A 19,420-nucleotide genomic window follows, 5' to 3' on the forward strand; every position below is an offset into this window, starting at 1 on the left:
TTTCATTTCTCCAATACAACTAAAGTTACTATTTCATTGTTATCGTGGGTAATACTTGAAAAAATCTTGCCATCAAACTTGACTGAAGTAGTAACTGGGTTCCCACTTTCATCCCAGAGGGTCTCTACATCATGCAACCCGATTGCTTGTCCTAAACCCGTTCCCATTGCTTTTGAAAAGGCTTCTTTGACGGAAAAGCGACCACCCAAGTACTCAATCTGGCGTTTTCCTTCCAATTTTTGGTACTGCGCAAACTCTCTTGGAGTTAGTACTTTTTTAGCAAAACTGTCTCCTTTAGCTACAATTTTAGCTACTCGTTCAACTTCTACTGCATCAATGCCAACGCCAAAAATCATTTTTCTTACCTCTTAAGGAAAAATTATAATACAAAAAAAGAGTTGTTCTTGGTCACAACTCTTTTTTAGTAAAATCGTTAATCTTTTTTATTCTTAATAACGAAACTGTGACTGCCACCGGAATGGTTAGAATGGCTACTATGACCATTACTATTGCTGCGGCCGCCGCGACCACTTCGATTACGGTCACCGCCACGATATCCACCTCGACTGCCACGATCGCCACCGTTACGGCCGCCACCGCGACTGTAACGACCACGACCTCGGCCACCACCGCCTCGACGGTTATTGCCACCTTTATATGGTAATGGTTTTTCTGAACTAATCGTAACTTCAACGTCAGACGAGTCTTTAGAAAGGTTCTTCAAAAGAGCTGAAACTAAATCAACTGCGGAATAGTTTTCAAGTAATTCACTAGCGTCGTCAGTGTACTTACTTAAATCTTCCTTCATCAAGTCTTCAATTTTTGATTTTGCAATCTTTAACTGTCCCCGTAGCGCTTGGTCATCTGACGGCGGACGAAGTGGAGTCATCTTTTTCTTTGTTAACTGTTCAATAGTCCGCATATAACCAATTTCATTTGGCGTAACAAAAGTAATTGAACTACCATTTTGACCAGCACGACCGGTACGCCCAATACGGTGAACGTAAGAATCAGGATCTTGTGGAATATCATAATTATATACGTGGGTAACACCTGAGATATCAAGACCACGAGCAGCAACATCAGTTGCTACTAAGATGTCAAGCTTGCCAGCCCGGAACCGTTTCAACACACTAATCCGGCGAGTTTGCGTCAAATCGCCATGAATACCAGCAGCGTTATATCCACGTGCTTGCAAGCCCCGAGTCACTTCGTCAACGCGTCGTTTAGTTCGAACAAAGATAACTGCTAAATCCGGACTTTCAACATCGATTAATCGACACATAATGTCAAATTTTTCCGAATCTTTTGAACGAACAAAGTATTGGTCAATTAAGTCTGCAGTTAATTCTTTAGTTTTAATTCGCACAATCTCAGGATCATGCATGAACTTTTCACTAATATTTAAAATTGGTTTGGGCATGGTTGCGCTGAACAGCAAAGTCTGCTTACGGTTTTTAACGTAGCCTAGAATGCTCTCAATGTCTTGAATGAACCCCATGTCTAGCATTTCATCTGCTTCATCCAAAACGATAGTATTAACATCTTCTAAGCTAATCGTCTTTCGCTTCAAATGGTCGAGTAAACGGCCCGGAGTACCAACTAAAATAGCTGGTACATGGTTTTTCAAGGAACGAATTTGGCGTCCAATGTCTGCACCACCGTATACTACTTGAACTTTGGCCTTTTCGTCTCGGCCTAAACGGAAAAGTTCCTCTTGGGTCTGTATGGCTAATTCACGCGTCGGCTCGATAATTAACGCCTGAATTACCTTATTATGTTTGTCTAGGTTTTGTAAAATAGGCAAAGCAAAAGCAGCCGTTTTACCGGTACCAGTTTGAGCTTGACCGATTACATCCTTGCCAGCAAGGGCAAGAGGAATTGTTTGTTCCTGAATTGGTGTTGCTTCTTCAAAGCCTGAACGTTTAATGGCTTTTAAGAGCTCATCATTTAATCCTAATTCCGAAAATTTCACTAAATTCTCCTTATCTAAGCCGCTCTACTACCTTTTCAAGGTGCATGCCATGTGATCCTTTTAGAACAACTATGTCGTGCGGCTTAATATCATTTCTCAGATCAGCAATCATTGGCTGCATCTGATCTTTTTTATAATAATGCAATTCTTCTGGCCCGTAATTAGCCTTTAGTGCATCAGCTAAATTCTTCATTTCTGAGCCATATAAATATACTTCGTTAATCACTTGAGGATCAAGACAGTCTGCTAATCCAGCATGAAGCTCAGCAGATCGTTGTCCTAATTCTAGCATATCACCCAAGACAGCGATACGACGACTACCTGAGGGAACCTGAATTTGTCCAAAACTAGTTAAAACAGCACGAACAGCAGTGGGATTTGAGTTGTAAACATCACTCATGATGTCTTCACCCACATCGCCTTTCTCCCACTCCATGCGGTTTGCTGTTGGGGTAAAACTAGCTAAGGCAGTTGCAATTTCTTCATCACTTTCACCAAAGTGGCGACCAACACAAAGTGCAGACAAAGCATTAGAAACATTGTGTTTGCCAATCATTGGAATCGTAAATTGCCGTTCGGATTGATTAATCGTAAAGGTAGCGTGGTGTTTATAGCTTCTAAAACTTGTAGCATAGACAGTATCATCTTTGGCAAAGCCAAAAGTAACCTTTGACTGACTGATTTTTTCAGCTCGCTCACGTAAAAGCAGTTCGTCACCATTGTAGATAAATTCACCATCTTCGCGTAAGAAGTCAGTAATTTCCATTTTGGCATCCGCAATGCCTTCACGTGAACCGAGAAATTCAATGTGAGCTTCACCAATCATTGTAATTACGGTCACATCTGGATGAGTAAGTTCACTTAATTGGTGCAGTTGACCTGCATGGTCCATACCCATTTCCAGTACCAAAATTTCAGTATTTGGTTTCATGTCTAAAATAGTCATTGGCACACCGATTTCATTGTTAAAATTAGCATCGGTTTTGTGCACATTGAAACGCTTAGCTAAAACAGCTGCAGTCATATCTTTAGTAGTAGTTTTGCCGTTAGACCCGGTAATTCCAACCACCGTCGGATTCACTTTATCCAAGTAGTACTGCGCCAGTTTTTGCATACTTTGCAGTGGATCGTCAACTTCAAGAACTGCGATATTATCAGGTTTATTAGGATGACCTTTTTGCCACAGCGTTGCGCTGGCGCCGTTACTAATTGCGCTGTTAATGAAGTCGTGACCATCTCGATCACCTTTAAGTGGAACAAATAAGCCACTTTCTGCAATCTTTCTTGAGTCAAAGGCAACAGAAGTAATAACAGTTTGGTCGTTACCTTCACAGGTTGAATTAATTGCTTTGGCAATTTCCGCCAATTGCATTTTCATTTAATTTTCTCCTACCTAATAAGAAATTTCAGTAAAAGCACACTAATTTATGATAATATTCGTGCCTTACATAAAAAAGCAGCCCCAATGGGACTGCTTCCACCAGATCAAAGATATTACTTCTTCATACCATACTTCTTGTTGAACTTGTCGATTCGACCATCGGCTTGGGCAAACTTCTGCTTGCCTGTGTAGAATGGGTGTGAATCAGCAGTAATTTCAACTCGAACTAATGGATAAGTCTTACCTTCATAATCTACTGTTTCTTCTGACTCCATGGTTGAACCAGCAACAAATTTTGCACCTGTTGCGGAATCCATAAAGACAACTTGATGGTAATCTGGGTGAATGCCTTGTTTCATGTTTATTACTCCTTTGCCATGACTTTATTGCAAGTCATAGATTAATCGATTAACGTCTAATACAATAACATTTTCCAACGTAGATTTCAAGACTTATTTATTATACCAACGTTATTAGATTTTTTAAAAGTGACTAACTGCACTGTCAAATCAGGCAGGGCAAAAGACGGTTTTCTTTTAATTAAACCTGTGACTTTTCCTTAATTGTCTCGGCAGACTTTAGCAGCAAGCCTTCTTCTTCAGGGGTCAACTTTAATTCGATCTTAGCAACAATTCCGTCACGGCCAACAATTGCGGGATAGGACATATAAGTACCATATTTATCTTGGTAACTTGAAACAGGTAACTCGGTACGTGAATCAGTTAAAATCGCCCGAACAATACGAACTGCAGCCGCAGAAACACCATAATTAGTATATTGCTTACCAATAAAAATACTTCTAGCTCCATTCATAATTTGGTCTTCAAGGTCATTAAGACTCCAAGAAGCCGTTTTTGCTAATTCAGTAATTGGTTGTTCAAGGACTTTAACCGTAGACCAAGCCGTGAATTGAGAATTTCCATGTTCGCCTAAAGTAAAGCCACTGACTGAACGCGGGTCAATATTAAACTTCTTAGCAACTGTTTTTTTCATTCTCGCCGTGTCAAGAAGCGTCCCCGTACCTAAAACATGTTCTTTTGGCAAACCAGTTAGTTGTTGATAAAGATTGGTAATCGCATCAACAGGGTTAGAAATCACGAGCAAAATACCATTAAAACCGCTCTTTTTAATTGATTCCGTGATTGGTTGCAGCTGCTTTTTATTATATTTAAGCTCTTCAAACCGGTCGCCTTTAGTTTCAAGTGAAATCTTGCCCAAGGTACTAATGATAATTTCGGCATCTTTTAAAGCATCATAATCATTAACAGCAACATTTACATGGTTAGGCAAGTTAGCCATTGCATCTTCGAAGTCAATCGCATCAGCAGTGACTTTGCCTTCGTTAACATCAATCATTACTAAATCATCAACCAAGCCAGAAATAATTAATTCGTGAGCAACGGTACAACCAACATGCCCGTCACCAATAATGCCAATTTTAGTAGTCATAATTAAAGTCCTTTCTTTTTATAAGAATGAGTATCCCTTCAAATCTACCTTAATTATAGTTTGCTCAAGTCACAAATTAAACCATTTTCTATCATTCATTAAGAAAACAAAATAACTAAAAAAGAGACCTTAGTCCCTATTACTTTTATTGATTATCAAAAATTATTCAACTTGTTCAATTTCCTTTTTATACGGAATTGACGGTTGCGCGCCATAGCCTTGCACCGTCAAAGATGAAGCCTTATTAGCGAAAAGAATGGCATCCTTAAAGTTCGAAAAATCTAATTTGAGTACACTTGCCATTGCTCCGATAAATGTATCGCCCGCAGCAGTCGTATCAACTGCCTTAACCTTAAATGCTGGTACTAATCCACTTTGTTCTTGGTAATCATAAAACGCCCCTTTTGAACCAATCGTGATAATAACTGCTGCAACACCTAGCTCGTGAAGTTTATTAGCTGCCTTTTTAGCGCTTTTTTCATCAACAATTTGAACACCAGTAATTGTAGCTGCTTCGGTTTCATTAGGCGTAATAATATCAGTCAATTTGAGTAAGGCTGGCGGAATTTTAGCCATTGCCGGTGCTGGATTCAAAATCGTTTTAACTCCAGCCTCATGCGCCAACTCAAATCCTTTAATTGTTGCTGCAACCGGAGTTTCAAATTGAGCAATCACGAAGTCACTATTCGTTATCAATTTAGCGTTATCAGCAATATCAGCTGCACTAAAGTCATAGTTTGCACCTGCATAAATCGTAATTGAATTCTGTCCTTCATCATCTACGGAAATAAAGGCCTGACCAGTAGATTCGTTTTTTATCACTTTGACGCCAGCTGTATCAATTCCCTCCAGTTTTAGTAAATTGAGCATTTCTTTTCCCGGCGCATCATTTCCAACTGCACCAATGAATTTAACTCCGCAACCAGATCGAGCCGCTGCAACTGCTTGGTTTGCACCCTTACCACCAGCGGCTGTATAGTGTTCTTTAGCGTGAATTGTTTCGCCAGGTTTAACCATTTGGGCAACACGTAAGTTGGTATCAAGATTTATACTACCAATAACTGTAACTTTGTTCATTTTTGCTCCTTTTAGCCTATGAGAATGGAAGACTAATTTTCTCTTCATAAAAAATAATAACATACTTGAAATTGCTTTCAACACTACTCATGCATAGTTTAAAAACTATTTTAGCCGCTGTTTTTAAAATTACAAAAATGAAAAAACAGACTTTTTATTTTCATCATCATAGCCTATAATTACATTTATTAATCGTCATTTAAGCAGGGTAATTATTATGAAAAGACAACTTAACTTTTTCGCTGCCCTTGCAACCGTCATGGGAACCATGATTGGCGGCGGCGCTTTTTTCAAAATTGCAAATATATCTTCTTTAACCCACAATGCTTGGCTTAGCATCCTGGTTTGGCCACTGGCGGGATTTATCACTCTGATGGCTGGGCTCAGTATCGCTGAACTGGCATCAGTTTTTCCGGAAGACGGCGGTCCCGTTAAGTACCTTGAAAAAGTTTACGGACCAAGAATTTCCTTTCTTTTTGGTTGGTCTTTAATCATCATTTATTACCCAGCTAATATTGCTGCATTATCAATTGTTTTTGCGTCTCAACTAAAAGAAATTCCTGGATTTAAAAACTGGTCTACAACTGGAATAGCAATTTTAGTAATGCTAACCATTTTACTGATTAACTGGTTAGGCTCGCAACTCAGCTCGCAAGTACAGAAAATCGCGCTAGTTATTAAGCTGTTGCCAATTATTGCAATTATCGTGTTCTCGCTCTTTTACAGTGGACCAAATCAATTAGCAAATACGCCGGCTCCTCACATTAGTTCCGCAAATGCAGCCGTTGCTTTTGGGCAAGCTCTATTAGCCGTTCTTTTTGCTTACGATGGTTGGCTCAGCATTGGCAACTTAGCTAGTGAAATTAAAAATCCGTCAAAAACACTAGCGCAAGCAATCATTTGGGGATTGTTTGGGGTTACTGTTATTTACACTTTGCTTAATTGGAGCTACGTCAAGATTATCCCTTGGGCAAAAGTGGTGGGCAACCAAAGTACAGCTCTTTTAACCGCCAGAAAACTCTTTGGTAACTTAGGTGGAACAATTACTGGCATTGGTATTCTAGTTTCGGTATTCGGGGCAATTAATGGACACCTTTTGCTCGGGTCAAGAATGCCTTATGTCCTTGGACGAGAGCATAAACTACCGGCTGCCAACTTTTTTGGCAAGCTAAATAACAAGACTATTGTTCCCACAAACAGTATGTTGTTTGAATGCGCAATTGCTACAGTAATGATTTTTTCAGGAACTTTTGATTCATTAACCAATATGCTAGTATATGTCTCCTGGATTTTCTCAATTCTATTATTCATGGGTGTACTTGTTTTGCGCCGGCAAAAACCTGATTTAGAACGCCCATACAAAATTCCGTGGTATCCACTACCACCAATTTTAGCAATTTGCGGAGCAGCATTTATTGTTGTGACAACCACTTTAACACAACCAATTTTGTCTCTGGTAGGTATTCTGCTTACACTCAGCGGCTGGCCAGTCTATATGTATGTACAAAGACAAAAAGCTAAACAAGAATAAAAAATTAAACTATTAAGTTGAAACAACTTTAAAGGCACTGATTAAAACTAATCAGTGCCTTTTTCTGCATAATAATAAGAACGGGATAACAATACCGCTTACTACCTATTATCATTTCGATCCTTAATTCGCGTATTTATTTTATGAACGGTATTCACCTGCATCAAGATTACAACTGCCCAAACAATCAGGTATATCAACAAGAAAAGTGCAATTGCCACTTGGTTTAAATTAAAATTACTAATTAAAATCATTAAGATAAATAAAATAAAAGTGCCTATCAAGTGAATAATCAACGCAATTGTAAACGGCAGTTCTGTTTCAAAAATCATCGACAAAATGCCTATCAATCCTGACATGATGAAAACAGAGATAAAGCCAATTGGAATAGGTGCAACATTAGGATAAACAAATGTTAGGATGGCTAAATAACTAGTTGAACCAAAGCCAACTCCGATTAAGAAATAAAGAATGCTCTTTTTAAGTAGTTTCATTTTAAAGACCTACCTTTTTTTCTAACTCTGGTAAATAATGTCTTGAAACATCAGCTTTTAAATCATTTGCTAGTATAGCAATCATGTTTCCAGCAAAGCCGACCTCAATTGATTCCAAATAATTTAAATTAATTGCACTATGCCGAGACACTTGAACAAAATCGTCGTTCAGGTTAGCTAGTACCTGATAGAGTCTGCCTTTAGTTTTAAATACTTCTCTCGTTGTGCAATACATTACTGTAGTTGTTTGAACTTCGACTTTTATAATTTCTGCTTGTTTGATAGTAACAATGCGATCTTCAGTTTTAACGGGAATTAACGTACGCTGACTTTCATTAAACTTGTTTAAATAGCTGATTAGTTTACTGACAGTTTCTGTTTCTTGCACTGCTTTAACTGCGACTTCAATTTCATCTTCGTCTAAAGTGGCATCGGTTTGAAATTTGATTTTCACTTGTGTTTCACTTTCTTTCTAACAATAAAAATGACGATTTTATGGTCTAATTATTACTTTTTCTAGTTCAAATTTAAGAATACCAAAAAAAAGATAAAAAGTATCGAATTCGCAAATGAATGGTTAATTCTTCACAACAAAGTGTAAAAACTAAAACACAAGATAATAAATGACTATCAATAATCTTAACGAATTACACTATTGATATTTATTCTTCAATCAACCCTTTTTTACCCGCACTTAAGCGAGTGCTTTTAACTTTCCGCACATTGTTCAGTCTTTTACCAGTTATAAGCGATAGTGTAATAATTACAGCGATTAAAAGTACGGTCATACCTAACATCACATAAGCATTATCCATTCGGGTTAATTGATAGCCATTAATTTTAAAATTAACGCCGAGATAATTGAACATTTGAGTTCTTGCTTTGCCGGTTAAAAGAGTTTTATTTACTTTGTCTAACAAAATACTTCTCAAAGCTGCAGCTTCATAGCTACTTGGTATTAGCTTTACCACAGTCTGGGCATGAGTAGTTAATATTCCATATGGCATATAAGTTGCCACTGCAAAACCTGCCGCTGCCCCTAGTATAGATGACAAACGGCTAAACGTAGTATAAGAGTGAATAAATAGAGTAATCACCCCATTTAACAAAGTTGCGGAAATAGCCCCTAAAATCATAAACACGCTGCTAACTAAATATGCATTATTAGGAATATTAATTTTATCGACCACAGTAAAATAAATGCTCATTACTGCAAAAGTTATTATTTGCATGACCAAGCTAACAAAAACGCTTGATAAAATATAAGCAAAATTTCGCGCTGATAGCGAAGTATCGGTTAAGCTCAAGTCGTCTACTGTTCTAGTCTCTTTATCCTTAACTAGCTGACCTAGTGCTTGAAATGATGTAGTAATTCCCGCAATTGTCACAATTCCTGCAATCATCCATAAATCAAGCATTTCAGTAATATGAGGAACGTTGCTCCAAGATCTTTCAAGATTTCTTTGCAAAAAGCCAATATAAATAAAGAATGAAATCAATGCTCCTAAGCATGACATGATTACACCAGGAATATTTGAAAAATAGATTCTAATGTTTCTTTGTAGCAGAGTAAACATTATTGTAGCTCCTTTCCTGTAATTTTAATAAATGCATCGTTAATCGAACCTTTACGGTATTCAAAGTCGATGATCTCAGTTTGGTTTTCGTTTAAGAAACGAGTTACTTCTTCAAATGCCAATGAATCAATTTCAATTAAATGCTTTTCAAGCGGGATAATTGCGTAATTTGTTTTCAATTTAGCTTTATCCTTTACTTTGACGAGTAATTTTGAGGGCGCATATTGCTGTTTGATTTCATTAACTGTTCCACTAGCTAAGATATGCCCATTTTCTAAAATATACATTTGGTCGGCACTTTCAGCTTCTTCAAGATAATGAGTTGTTAAAAAAATGGTTAGTCCTTGTTCTTCTTGCAATTTTTGTAAAAGATTCCAAATCACTAATCTTGTTTGCAAATCTAACCCGGTAGTTGGTTCATCTAAAAATAGGATGTCAGGATGATTGATTAACGATCTGGCAATGTCCACTCTTCTTCTTTGACCACCAGACAATGTCCCGTATTTTTGATTTAAGAAGTTGCTAATTCCAATTAAGCTGATTAATTCTTCTAACCATTCTGGCGAAAAATCTTTATACATTTTAGCTCTTAGATAAAGATTGTCCTTAACCGTCAATTTTTCATCTAAAACACTAGCTTGAAAAACTACACCCATTTTTAAATTGTCTGCATAAGAAATGTTGCCTGAAGTTGGCTTTAATAAACCGGTCAAGATATTAATTGTTGTTGATTTTCCCGCACCATTTGTTCCTAAAAAAGCAACAAGCTGACCTTTATTAATTCTTAAATCAACTGAATTTAAAGCAATATGTTTATCGTATTCTTTGGTTAAATTTTGAGTTTCAATAAGCATAGTTTTTCCCTTTCCGTAATCTCAAATATTAGAATACTGAATTAGCAGAAGTAAGTAACGCAAGGTTAAACAGGAGGCTTATATTCAAACATGAAAGGGTGCGATTTTGCTATGAAATTTTGTAGATAAAAAAATAGAAGCAACTTAATGTTAAGCTGCTTCTACCTGTTAAATAAGTAGTTTAGTCTAATCGTTTTACATTGGCGGTTTGCGATAATGACGATAATTAATCGCCTGCTTCTTAAATTCAGCCTTTTGATTTAATTTTTTCGCCAGCTTTTTGTCAAGGTAGCCTTGGGTCAATTCACTTTCTTTTTGTAAAGCAAGAAACTGATCATAAGTTTTCTGCGCTAAAATCCCGTTTTGCAAAGCTTCTTTGACGGCACAATCAGGCTCATCGTGATGGCGGCAATCATTAAAACGGCAATTTTTGGCTAGCTCCGCAATTTCAGGAAAAACCTGTGCTAAGTCATTAGCGCCGACACCAATGCTTTTCACTCCTGGGGTATCAATTAAGACAAAATCTCCATTTTCAATCGGAATTAACCTTGAGCTTGTAGTTGTATGCCGACCCTTATCAGTTTTTGCACTAATATTGCTCGTCGCCATGATCTCTTTTTGGGCTACAACATTAATTAAACTCGATTTCCCCACACCTGAGCTACCGTAAAAGGAAACAGTTTGTCCTGGCAAAATACTGGAACGTAATTTTTCAATGCCATCACCGGTTACGCTAGAAGTGCAAAAGACGGGAACTTGCAGTTTTGCAGCAAGTTGGGCAGCGATTTTGCTACTATCTGATGTTAAATCGGACTTAGTCAATACCACTGAGGTCTGATATTCATCATCCTTTTTCAGTGCATACAAGTAACGGTTAATCCGCGAGTCGGTTAAATTTTTGTTCAGTGAAATACAGATAAACAATTGATCAATATTGCTAGCTGCACACTTTTGCTCCGCCCGATATTCTTCACCAGTTATCCGACCTAAAGTACTATAGCGCGACAAACGCTCATTAATTAAGTCAAAATCAATTTGCGGATCAAGCGTTACCCAGTCGCCCACTAAAAACTGCTCGGTGCGCTTTTTGGGGATAGCATTACTCTCGCGTCCGTCCAAATGCATTACTTTATACATGTCAGCCGAATTTAACGAGATTCTACCAAGTGTCTTTTCACAATCAATTTGTTCATGTTGTTGATAATTATTTAATCCTAATTCCAAAATTTCCCCTTTTTCAAAAATCATTCATATTATATTTTTAAAAATATTAACTCAAGTAAGTTGTATTAGGGCATTTTATCATATCTATTTCAGAAACAGACAATAGCATATGCTTATTTAGATATTTTATCAATGCCCACCTTTTTTACACTATCAAATTGGCGGTAATAGATTCCTATTCTGACTTAGAAATCACTTGGTCAAGTTTGGTAATATCGGTTAAATCTGCGTCTAAAAAGTCCTGACTATCTACTGGTAGATGCAATTGCAAATTATCCAGCAACTGAATGCTGACTGCTACATCTTTCATCGTAGTCGCTAAAACATGGCCGCCAAAAGATAAGTCATCTGCTAGAAAGTGATTATGAAAACCAGAAACGCCCACACCTTGAAAAACTTTTGGCGTGTAGTACGTGATCATTGTTCCGGAAATATTCTCAGCTTCAAACTCTACCTGATTCTGCGCAATTGTTCCCAAAGAAGGGTATGGTTTTTGCGACTTTTTTGAAGACCTGGTTCTGATTTTTTGAAAGACCCCTTTTGTTAAGATTGCCAAAAAACGATTCTGCGCCTGGTTAACAGTTAAAACATTGTTCAGCATTTTTGCCAATTCAATATCTTGATAATCTTTAAAGTGATGGTAGTCAGCAAAGCTAACATCCGCATATGTGATTTTAAAATCCGACGGCAACTTAACCGCTTGACCACTGATATCAATCTTATAACCTTCGCCGTTTAGAATTACTAGTTCCCCATCTACACCGTCTCCGGTTCCAATGCCAATGTTTCCGTGCTTGAGCAATTGCGCCAAAGGCAGTGTTCCATCAAGCAATCCTTCTACTAGCATTTGCATCGTGCCGTGTTGAAATAAAGTACTATTCATTATAATTTTATTCCTTTTTTCTAGTTAATATTTTTTGCACTTTTCCCTATATTATGCATTCATATTAGATGATAAAGCAATCATAAATATCATTACTCACTTTAAGTATGATGCTTGAGTACTAAGACATCTAAAATATAAACACCAATTTTGGATTTAGTTTTTGCTATTGCAAATCTTCCTTGCATCTGACACGGTGTCAGATTGTAGATTATAGATATAGGAGGATTTTTATATGCATAAATTTAGTTTAAAAGAGATTGGCAAAGTAGATCAAAGGCATGATAGTCCCAAGTTAATACTGCAAAAAGAGTATTTACCGGCACTTGATGGGCTAAAAGGATTTAGTCATATTATTGTCGTATGGTGGTTTGATAAACTGGATAGCGAAGAAATACGCAATATTAAAGTACTAGATAAGCCTTACAAATGTGGTCCAGAGTCAATTGGTGTTCTGGCAACTCGTTCCCCGGTAAGACCTAATCCAATCGCTATCTCGGTGGTTAAAATGGAAGACTTAAATGTCGATAATGGTGTAATTAAAATTGAGTACATCGATGCCGAAGATAATTCGCCAATTTTAGATATTAAACCGTATTATCCAAATTCTGATAAAATTAAGCACCCGATTGTCCCTGAATGGTGTAGTCATTGGCCAGATAATGTCGAAGATTCAACTCATTTTGATTGGGATAGTGAAATGAATATGTAAATTAAAACCCTAAAGATTTAGTTATTACGGCAGACAAAAAAGTATTATAGGTGCTTACCTATAATACTTTTTATTTATTTTCAACTGTAGATAGCGGTAATTGAAGTTCCGTTAAATATTTTTCGGGATTGTCGGTGTGACGATCATCTATAATCGTGATCTGTCTAGATGTATTGCCTAAAGTGTATTCTGTTCGCTTGGAAAGCCAATTTATAAACAAAGCTTGCGCCTTTTTGATATTTTGATAGGGACCATATACCATCATAGAAGCCATTACTGGTACTTCTTCTATAAGTCTAAAATGACTGTCCTGAACTAGTTTAGCAGAACTTTTTACAATGTAGCAAACTTCGATATCTATTTTTCCTTCTTGATAATTACCACAATGATAGATAGCTAACTGGTTATATCTAGTTTTATCTATGGGCAAATGGTTCGCTTGCACGTATGAATTCAATTCATCCCAAAGCCTACCTTCTTCAGAATAGTTGGTAATCTCTTTCCTAAGCGAAATAACAGGTAGCTGAGAAACTGGTTTAAAAATCACATTATAGTGAGTTTCAATATCGTCTTCTTCGGTAATTGCTATAGCTTCTTGTAATTTCTGAGCTCGCTTTTGCTCTTCCTCAATAACATTATAAGTGTCTGCTAGTCGGGCTTTCATATTATCAACAAGAGTTGCTTTATCCCAGTGTTGAATGATTTCTTTGATTTCAGCAACACTAAAATCCAAATCGCGTAACAAGACTATTTTACGTAAAGTGGGCACCTGCTTTATCGAGTAAGAGCGATGCCTCGTATAAGGATCAACCTGCTCGGGTTTTAAAAGTCCTACTTTATCGTAATACCTAAGCATTCTTACGGAAACCTGCGCTAGTTTAGCAAAATCACCAATTTTCACCCAATCACCTCTTGAAAAATTATAGGATATTGCTAGGCAAAGCTCAAACGAATTCAATACTTCAAAAACTAAATAAATGCTTTAGTAATTTATTTATGTAATGAAATTTTAAACGAATATAAAGAAGTTATGGAGCATGTTGAAGAAAAAATAGATATTTTCTAAAATGTAACCTTGTAGTACGTAAAGTACAGATGAAATATTATTTTTTTAATAAGTAAATTTCAACAAGCAAAGTAAAATATTGGTTTTTCCTCAGGAGAAAATAAATGACAAATACTAAAACTATACTGAACTTTCTAGAAGAGCTTTCAGAAAACAACGAAATAGCGTGGCTTCACCAACATCAGGAAGTTCGCGATAAGGCCATTAAAGAATTTGAAAGTCTTATAGAAGGCCTAGAATATGAGATCATGGATTTTGATAATTCAATTTCTTTTTGTCCACCAAAGGAGCTAACCTTTAGATTGAATCGAGATACACGTTTTAGTAAAGATAAAAGTCCTTATAACCCTTCATTTAGAGCACATATTTCTTCGAAAGGAAAATCGCCTATTCCTGTAGGATACTTTGTTAGTATAAAACCTGACAATAACTCATTTATTGGTGGTGGACTATTTGCCGACATGTTCAGTGAAGCTACTGCGTTAATTAGAGAATATATAACTGCACATGACGAAGAATTTATCAAAATCATATCGAAAAAGGATTTTACTGATAATTTTACTGTTTATGGAACAAAGTTAAAGAATGTTCCTAAGCAATATAATCCTTCACCGCTTGTCTCAGAATATGTTAAAAACAAAAGTTGGTTTTTAGAGTACAAAATTTCAGACGAAGAATTACTTAGCTATAATACTATTGAGCCTCTAATCGTCGAAAAATTCAGTTTAATGAAAGAGTTCAATGATTTTTTAAACAAAGCGTTAGTGGACTTTCAAATGCCAAAGAGAAAATAACAATCTAGTAAATACTGTAATGTACTTGTCTGAACCTATCTTTATTAGATTTTAGACTTTACATTTAACGGCTTCTACTTCATTTTTTGTAGAACATCACACGAAAGATCAGCAGTTATCTCCGTCAATTGAAATAACTACGTGAATGCAAAGACTTAGATCAGGAAATGGTCGATAAAAAACATAAGGAATACATGGTTTTTCACTAAGTTCTCGCACTTTTTTCTTTAAATAGCTTGCGCAACGGTTCAATTAATTTGAAGTGCAAAAGAAATACTGGAATCTTTTAAAAACTTCCAAATAGAACGAAAATCAGTCGCGTATGTCAAAGTACTCAGCGCTTAAAGTTGTGCTAGTTAAAAACCTGATTTTGATAATTTAGATGACTTGACACCCAAAATATAGAAACTGCTGACACTCTTGCCTATGAAATTATCCAGTATATAAAAGAAATATAAAAAATGCCCACACTTGAAAACTGCAGTAATGCTCAAGCGAACCTGCTACTAAAAAGCAAAAAAGCTAAGATAATATATCTGAGCTTTATGTTTAACGCAGTATATTTCTAATCTTTTGTAGAAATTAAAAATTGCTTCAAATTATTTTTTTGTTTCTTTAGATAATTTTGAATATGAAATTTCATCCTTTGTGCCCTTAATATCATGTAGTATATACAAACATACCACTGAATTTATGGGCTTTTTAAAATACTTCTTTAGTATCCGCCTTTTTGTTATATTCTAAAGTTTGGATACCGACAGCAATCAGATTCTTTTCTAAAACTATTCCAATATTTAAGACTTGAGATAACTCGCTCATAGAACTAACTCTATTTTTCGACACACATATTTCAAAATAATCATTTAATCATGATTCCTGATCTTTGAAAACTGAAATTGTTAGTAAAAAATAGTTATTTTTGCAATATTACTTTTTCTATCATTTTCTATTCCACTAAAACATTTTCAACAACAAACCCATTTACAAATTTTTATTTTAATTATAAGTTTGCTGCTTTCCACAAATCATAAACATTATTCCAACGTCCAGTGAACATAATATCGGTAACAATTGTATATACTAAGCTATACCAACCATCAAGCAGTTCTGTTGCATCAATCGGCGGAAATTTTTCTCCATCATGTGTAATTCTTGATCTTAATCCGTATGCATTTTTGATCGCAGTATCACTTTCCTTAAGTTTTTTCGGTTGAACCCCCGGATAGCAAATTAAGTTTATAATTGAGACTAATTGATCTTCAATAGACGTGGATAATTTATCTTCCCAAAGATTTTCTTTCTTTAATTTACTCTTTAATTCATCTGGATCTTGTTCAATCATTGTTTCAAGGGAAATCATAATTTGTAAAAATTGTTTAGTTTGGTTAGAGTTAACTATCCCATCCCCAATCCAGTCAATTGCTCTTGCGCATTGCTTCTGCAATGGTGTTAATTTATCCGAATCTTCAACAATTAAAGGAATTATAGGTAACCAACGTTTATCAAAATTCATATTTGCTTTAGTTCTCATATCTGGATTTATACCCGTTGATGTACTCCATCCTCCTTTTAAAATTCCAGGAGTTTGTTGGTTTGGAAAATGCCCACTCTTATTAGTAAATTGATAAAGTCCATCTTCTTGAACAATATGTTGATTTAGTTCTAACACTTGACTAGGTCTATGATTAAATCCATTTAAAAAATTTATAATGTTATTTATGTTATTTGCTGAATCTAAAGCACGATAATAACTTTTATCGTTTTTTCCAGAACCAATTACAGATACTCCTAATAAAATATCTTTAGGTTGAATTATTTTCTTAAACTTTGGCTTTTCTTCTGCCTTACGGTTCAGATCTTTAACTTCAGGTATATCTTTCAATAACTCTCTACCACTAATAATCATAATATTAGAGCCCAGATTTATTTTTTCTTGATATTCAAAATTAAATAATCTAAAAAAGTAAATAACATGATCTGGCATCTTAATTTCATTAATAAAATTGTTAATTATATCTAAATTATACGGTTTACCTGTAGAAACAATATCTTCAATAAACTTTTCAAGTTTAGATGATACTTGATCAATATCATACTTAATATTTTCAGCATTAAATACTTGATCAAATTGCTTTAACAATTTTTCAATATCTTTGTGAGTATCTTTTGTAATGACTACCAACTGTCTCTCAAATTTCACTGAATAAAGACTACTATCCTTATTAAAATCGTAATCATCTCGTTGCGACAACTCTGTTACTTTATTACTTTCTCTATTGATTTTTCCAATAAGTTTTTTTACATGCTTTTCTAAATTAGGTAAATTTTTATTCTTTTTATTCATAAATTAATTCCTTAACAATAAAAGCCCCTAGTTTACACTAAGAGCTTCATCAATATTTTGACATTCTTTTATGTCAATTAATACCTTTTTAAGTAGTTTTTGTAGCTGTTAAGTGTGCTATATCAGCACTCCAATACTAACTAACATTGTTCCTTTATTCCCACTCAATTGTTGACGGTGGCTTACTCGTAACGTCATATACTACACGGTTAACATTATCAACTTCGTTGATGATTCTAGTCGAAACTTTTTGTAAAACATCCCACGGCAAACGAGCAAAGTCAGCGGTCATGCCATCAATTGAAGTAACTGCGCGAACGCCAATCGTATAATCGTAAGTCCGACCGTCGCCCATGACGCCAACTGACTTGATACCAGGCAAAACAGTGAAGTACTGCCAAACTTCTTCTTGCAAACTAGCCTTCTTAATTTCATCACGCAGAATTGCGTCACTATCACGTACGAGTTTCAGCTTGTCTTTAGTAACTTCACCAAGAACGCGAATGCCAAGACCTGGACCTGGAAATGGCTGGCGCCAAACAAGATCATGCGGAATACCTAGTTTTTCACCGAGATCACGCACCTCGTCTTTGAACAGCTTGCGTAACGGCTCGATCAACTTAAAATGCATGCCTTTCGGCAAGCCACCCACGTTATGGTGGGATTTAATTGTTTGGGCGGTGTTGGTGCCACTTTCGATAACGTCAGTGTACAAAGTGCCTTGTGCTAAAAAGTCAACATCGTGCATTTTTTGCGCTTCTTCGTTAAAAACTTCAATGAATTCTTTACCGATAATCTTGCGTTTTTGTTCGGGATCGGTGACACCCTTTAGCTTGGTCAAAAAACGTTCTTGTGCATTTACTCGAATAATGTTGACACCAAGATCACGGTTTAAAGCAGCCATGACTTCGTCGCCCTCGTTTTTGCGCAGCATTCCATGATCAACAAAAATTGCAGTCAACTGATTGCCAATTGCTTTATGCAAAAGCGTGGCCGTAACACTAGAATCTACGCCGCCTGATAAGCCTAAAATGACTTTCTTGTCCCCCACGGTTTCCCGAATTTCATCAATTTGCATATCGATAAAATCAGTCATCGACCAATTTGCCTGTGCATTACATACTTTAAAGGCAAAATTACGCAAAATATCTAAACCATATTCAGTGTTTTGTACTTCGGCATGGAATTGAATGCCGTAAAACTTCTTTTGGTCGTTAGCGATTGAAGCAATTGGACAGTTTTTACTTGAAGCAACAGTTGTAAAACCTTTCGGAGCTTCTTTAACCAGATCGCCATGGCTCATCCAGACATATTCATCTTTTGGTAATCCATTGAACAATACAGAGTTAGTGTCTTCAACTTGGATATCAGCGCGACCGTATTCCGAATTATCGGCTTTTTCGACTTTGCCGTCCAAATAGTAAGACATTAATTGCATCCCGTAACAAATGCCTAAAATCGGAATTCCGAGTTCAAAAATCTGCGGATCAACTTTCAAAGCATTTTTATCATAAATACTATTGGGACCTCCGGAAAAAATAATTCCTTTAGGATTTATTTCTCTAATTTTCGCCATGCTAATATCGTGTGGCAGGAGCTCAGAATACACTCCAAAGTCACGCAATCGTCTTGTAATTAATTGATTATATTGACTACCGAAATCCAAAACGATAATTTCATCAAAGTCGCGAATACTCTTTTTCACTAATGTCCTGGCTCCTTTTTTAACAAAACTTGAATTCTTCTCAACTGTACTAAGAATTACGTCCGTGGTCAACACTTTTTTATAAAATAATCAACACAATCCGAATAAATCGTTTTGTTTAACTATAATAATTCGTTTTTTAGTTATAAAATAATCTTGCACAACTCACTTTACTCTGTTAGAATTCAATCATCAAGTCAATATTAAAATCTATATATTGCCGTAATAAGGTCGGCAGTTTCTACTCAGAACCGTAAATTCTGAACTATGGATAAATAGCAATTACTGCAGCAATTCGGCTGCTTTAAGGGTCTTTTTTACCGTAGTTTCGGTAGAAAAGGCTCTTTTTTGTTT

18 protein-coding genes and 1 riboswitch are annotated in these 19,420 nt (G+C 36.0%); of the genes, 3 read left to right on the plus strand and 15 right to left on the minus strand.

Going from position 1 to position 19,420, the window contains the following annotated elements; all coding sequences use genetic code 11:
- Positions 1-2: 2 nt before the first annotated feature.
- From acpS to rbsK, 6 genes are all read right to left on the minus strand, one after another.
- Positions 3-356: a holo-ACP synthase gene (gene acpS, locus AC2JF9_RS03740; protein ID WP_500725457.1), complete on the minus strand. Its 354-nt coding sequence runs from the start codon at positions 354-356 to the stop codon at positions 3-5.
- 77 nt (positions 357-433) lie between these two features.
- A complete protein-coding gene (gene cshA / locus AC2JF9_RS03745) occupies positions 434-1,975 on the minus strand; it encodes a degradosome RNA helicase CshA (protein WP_500725458.1) in 1,542 nt (513 codons plus the stop codon).
- Positions 1,976-1,985: 10 nt separating this feature from the next.
- Positions 1,986-3,353, minus strand: a complete 1,368-nt coding sequence (locus AC2JF9_RS03750) for a UDP-N-acetylmuramoyl-tripeptide--D-alanyl-D-alanine ligase (RefSeq protein ID WP_500725459.1) — start codon at positions 3,351-3,353, stop codon at positions 1,986-1,988.
- Between the two features lie 116 nt (positions 3,354-3,469).
- Positions 3,470-3,715, minus strand: a complete 246-nt coding sequence (locus AC2JF9_RS03755; protein WP_500725460.1) for a type B 50S ribosomal protein L31 — start codon at positions 3,713-3,715, stop codon at positions 3,470-3,472.
- Positions 3,716-3,896: 181 nt separating this feature from the next.
- Complete coding sequence (locus AC2JF9_RS03760) at positions 3,897-4,805, minus strand: L-lactate dehydrogenase (protein ID WP_500725461.1); 909 nt, start codon at positions 4,803-4,805, stop codon at positions 3,897-3,899.
- A gap of 162 nt (positions 4,806-4,967) precedes the next feature.
- Complete coding sequence (gene rbsK, locus AC2JF9_RS03765; RefSeq protein ID WP_500725462.1) at positions 4,968-5,882, minus strand: ribokinase; 915 nt, start codon at positions 5,880-5,882, stop codon at positions 4,968-4,970.
- A 217-nt stretch (positions 5,883-6,099) separates the two neighbouring features.
- Between rbsK and AC2JF9_RS03770 the strand changes: the two genes are divergently transcribed.
- Complete coding sequence (locus AC2JF9_RS03770) at positions 6,100-7,413, plus strand: APC family permease (RefSeq protein WP_500725463.1); 1,314 nt, start codon at positions 6,100-6,102, stop codon at positions 7,411-7,413.
- 101 nt (positions 7,414-7,514) lie between these two features.
- Here the strand turns inward: AC2JF9_RS03770 and AC2JF9_RS03775 are convergent, their stop codons facing one another.
- From AC2JF9_RS03775 to budA, 6 genes are all read right to left on the minus strand, one after another.
- Positions 7,515-7,907 (minus strand): DUF3021 family protein, encoded by a 393-nt coding sequence (locus AC2JF9_RS03775; protein WP_500725464.1) that lies wholly within the window; start codon positions 7,905-7,907, stop codon positions 7,515-7,517.
- A 1-nt stretch (position 7,908) separates the two neighbouring features.
- Entirely contained in the window at positions 7,909-8,361 is a 453-nt protein-coding gene (locus AC2JF9_RS03780) for a LytTR family DNA-binding domain-containing protein (protein WP_500725465.1), read from the minus strand.
- Positions 8,362-8,569: 208 nt separating this feature from the next.
- Positions 8,570-9,484 (minus strand): ABC transporter permease, encoded by a 915-nt coding sequence (locus AC2JF9_RS03785; protein ID WP_500725466.1) that lies wholly within the window; start codon positions 9,482-9,484, stop codon positions 8,570-8,572.
- Positions 9,484-10,338, minus strand: a complete 855-nt coding sequence (locus AC2JF9_RS03790) for an ABC transporter ATP-binding protein (protein ID WP_500725467.1) — start codon at positions 10,336-10,338, stop codon at positions 9,484-9,486. The genes AC2JF9_RS03785 and AC2JF9_RS03790 overlap by 1 nt, the downstream gene beginning before the upstream one ends.
- A 195-nt stretch (positions 10,339-10,533) precedes the next feature.
- Positions 10,534-11,562, minus strand: coding sequence for a ribosome small subunit-dependent GTPase A (rsgA, locus tag AC2JF9_RS03795; RefSeq protein ID WP_500725468.1), 1,029 nt, complete (start codon positions 11,560-11,562; stop codon positions 10,534-10,536).
- A 175-nt stretch (positions 11,563-11,737) separates the two neighbouring features.
- The gene (budA, locus tag AC2JF9_RS03800; protein WP_500725469.1) at positions 11,738-12,445 is read right to left on the minus strand and encodes an acetolactate decarboxylase; all 708 of its coding nucleotides are present in this window, start codon (positions 12,443-12,445) and stop codon (positions 11,738-11,740) included.
- Positions 12,446-12,680: 235 nt separating this feature from the next.
- Between budA and tsaA the strand changes: the two genes are divergently transcribed.
- The gene (gene tsaA, locus AC2JF9_RS03805; RefSeq protein WP_500725470.1) at positions 12,681-13,157 is read left to right on the plus strand and encodes a tRNA (N6-threonylcarbamoyladenosine(37)-N6)-methyltransferase TrmO; all 477 of its coding nucleotides are present in this window, start codon (positions 12,681-12,683) and stop codon (positions 13,155-13,157) included.
- A gap of 70 nt (positions 13,158-13,227) precedes the next feature.
- Here the strand turns inward: tsaA and AC2JF9_RS03810 are convergent, their stop codons facing one another.
- Entirely contained in the window at positions 13,228-14,058 is an 831-nt protein-coding gene (locus tag AC2JF9_RS03810; protein ID WP_500725471.1) for a MerR family transcriptional regulator, read from the minus strand.
- A 269-nt stretch (positions 14,059-14,327) separates the two neighbouring features.
- Between AC2JF9_RS03810 and AC2JF9_RS03815 the strand changes: the two genes are divergently transcribed.
- Entirely contained in the window at positions 14,328-15,017 is a 690-nt protein-coding gene (locus AC2JF9_RS03815; protein WP_500725472.1) for a DUF2461 domain-containing protein, read from the plus strand.
- A gap of 1,000 nt (positions 15,018-16,017) precedes the next feature.
- On the opposite strand, the gene AC2JF9_RS03820 is transcribed toward AC2JF9_RS03815, so the two are convergent.
- Together AC2JF9_RS03820 and guaA are read right to left on the minus strand one after the other, a co-directional pair.
- A complete protein-coding gene (locus AC2JF9_RS03820) occupies positions 16,018-17,361 on the minus strand; it encodes a hypothetical protein (protein ID WP_500725473.1) in 1,344 nt (447 codons plus the stop codon).
- Between the two features lie 154 nt (positions 17,362-17,515).
- Positions 17,516-19,066 carry a glutamine-hydrolyzing GMP synthase gene (gene guaA, locus AC2JF9_RS03825; RefSeq protein ID WP_500725474.1) on the minus strand — a complete coding sequence of 517 codons (1,551 nt, stop codon included), beginning with the start codon at positions 19,064-19,066 and terminating at the stop codon, positions 17,516-17,518.
- A gap of 190 nt (positions 19,067-19,256) precedes the next feature.
- Positions 19,257-19,354, plus strand: a riboswitch (purine riboswitch).
- The last annotated feature ends 66 nt before the right edge of the window (positions 19,355-19,420 follow it).

The organism is Lactobacillus sp. C449L, from assembly GCF_059900815.1.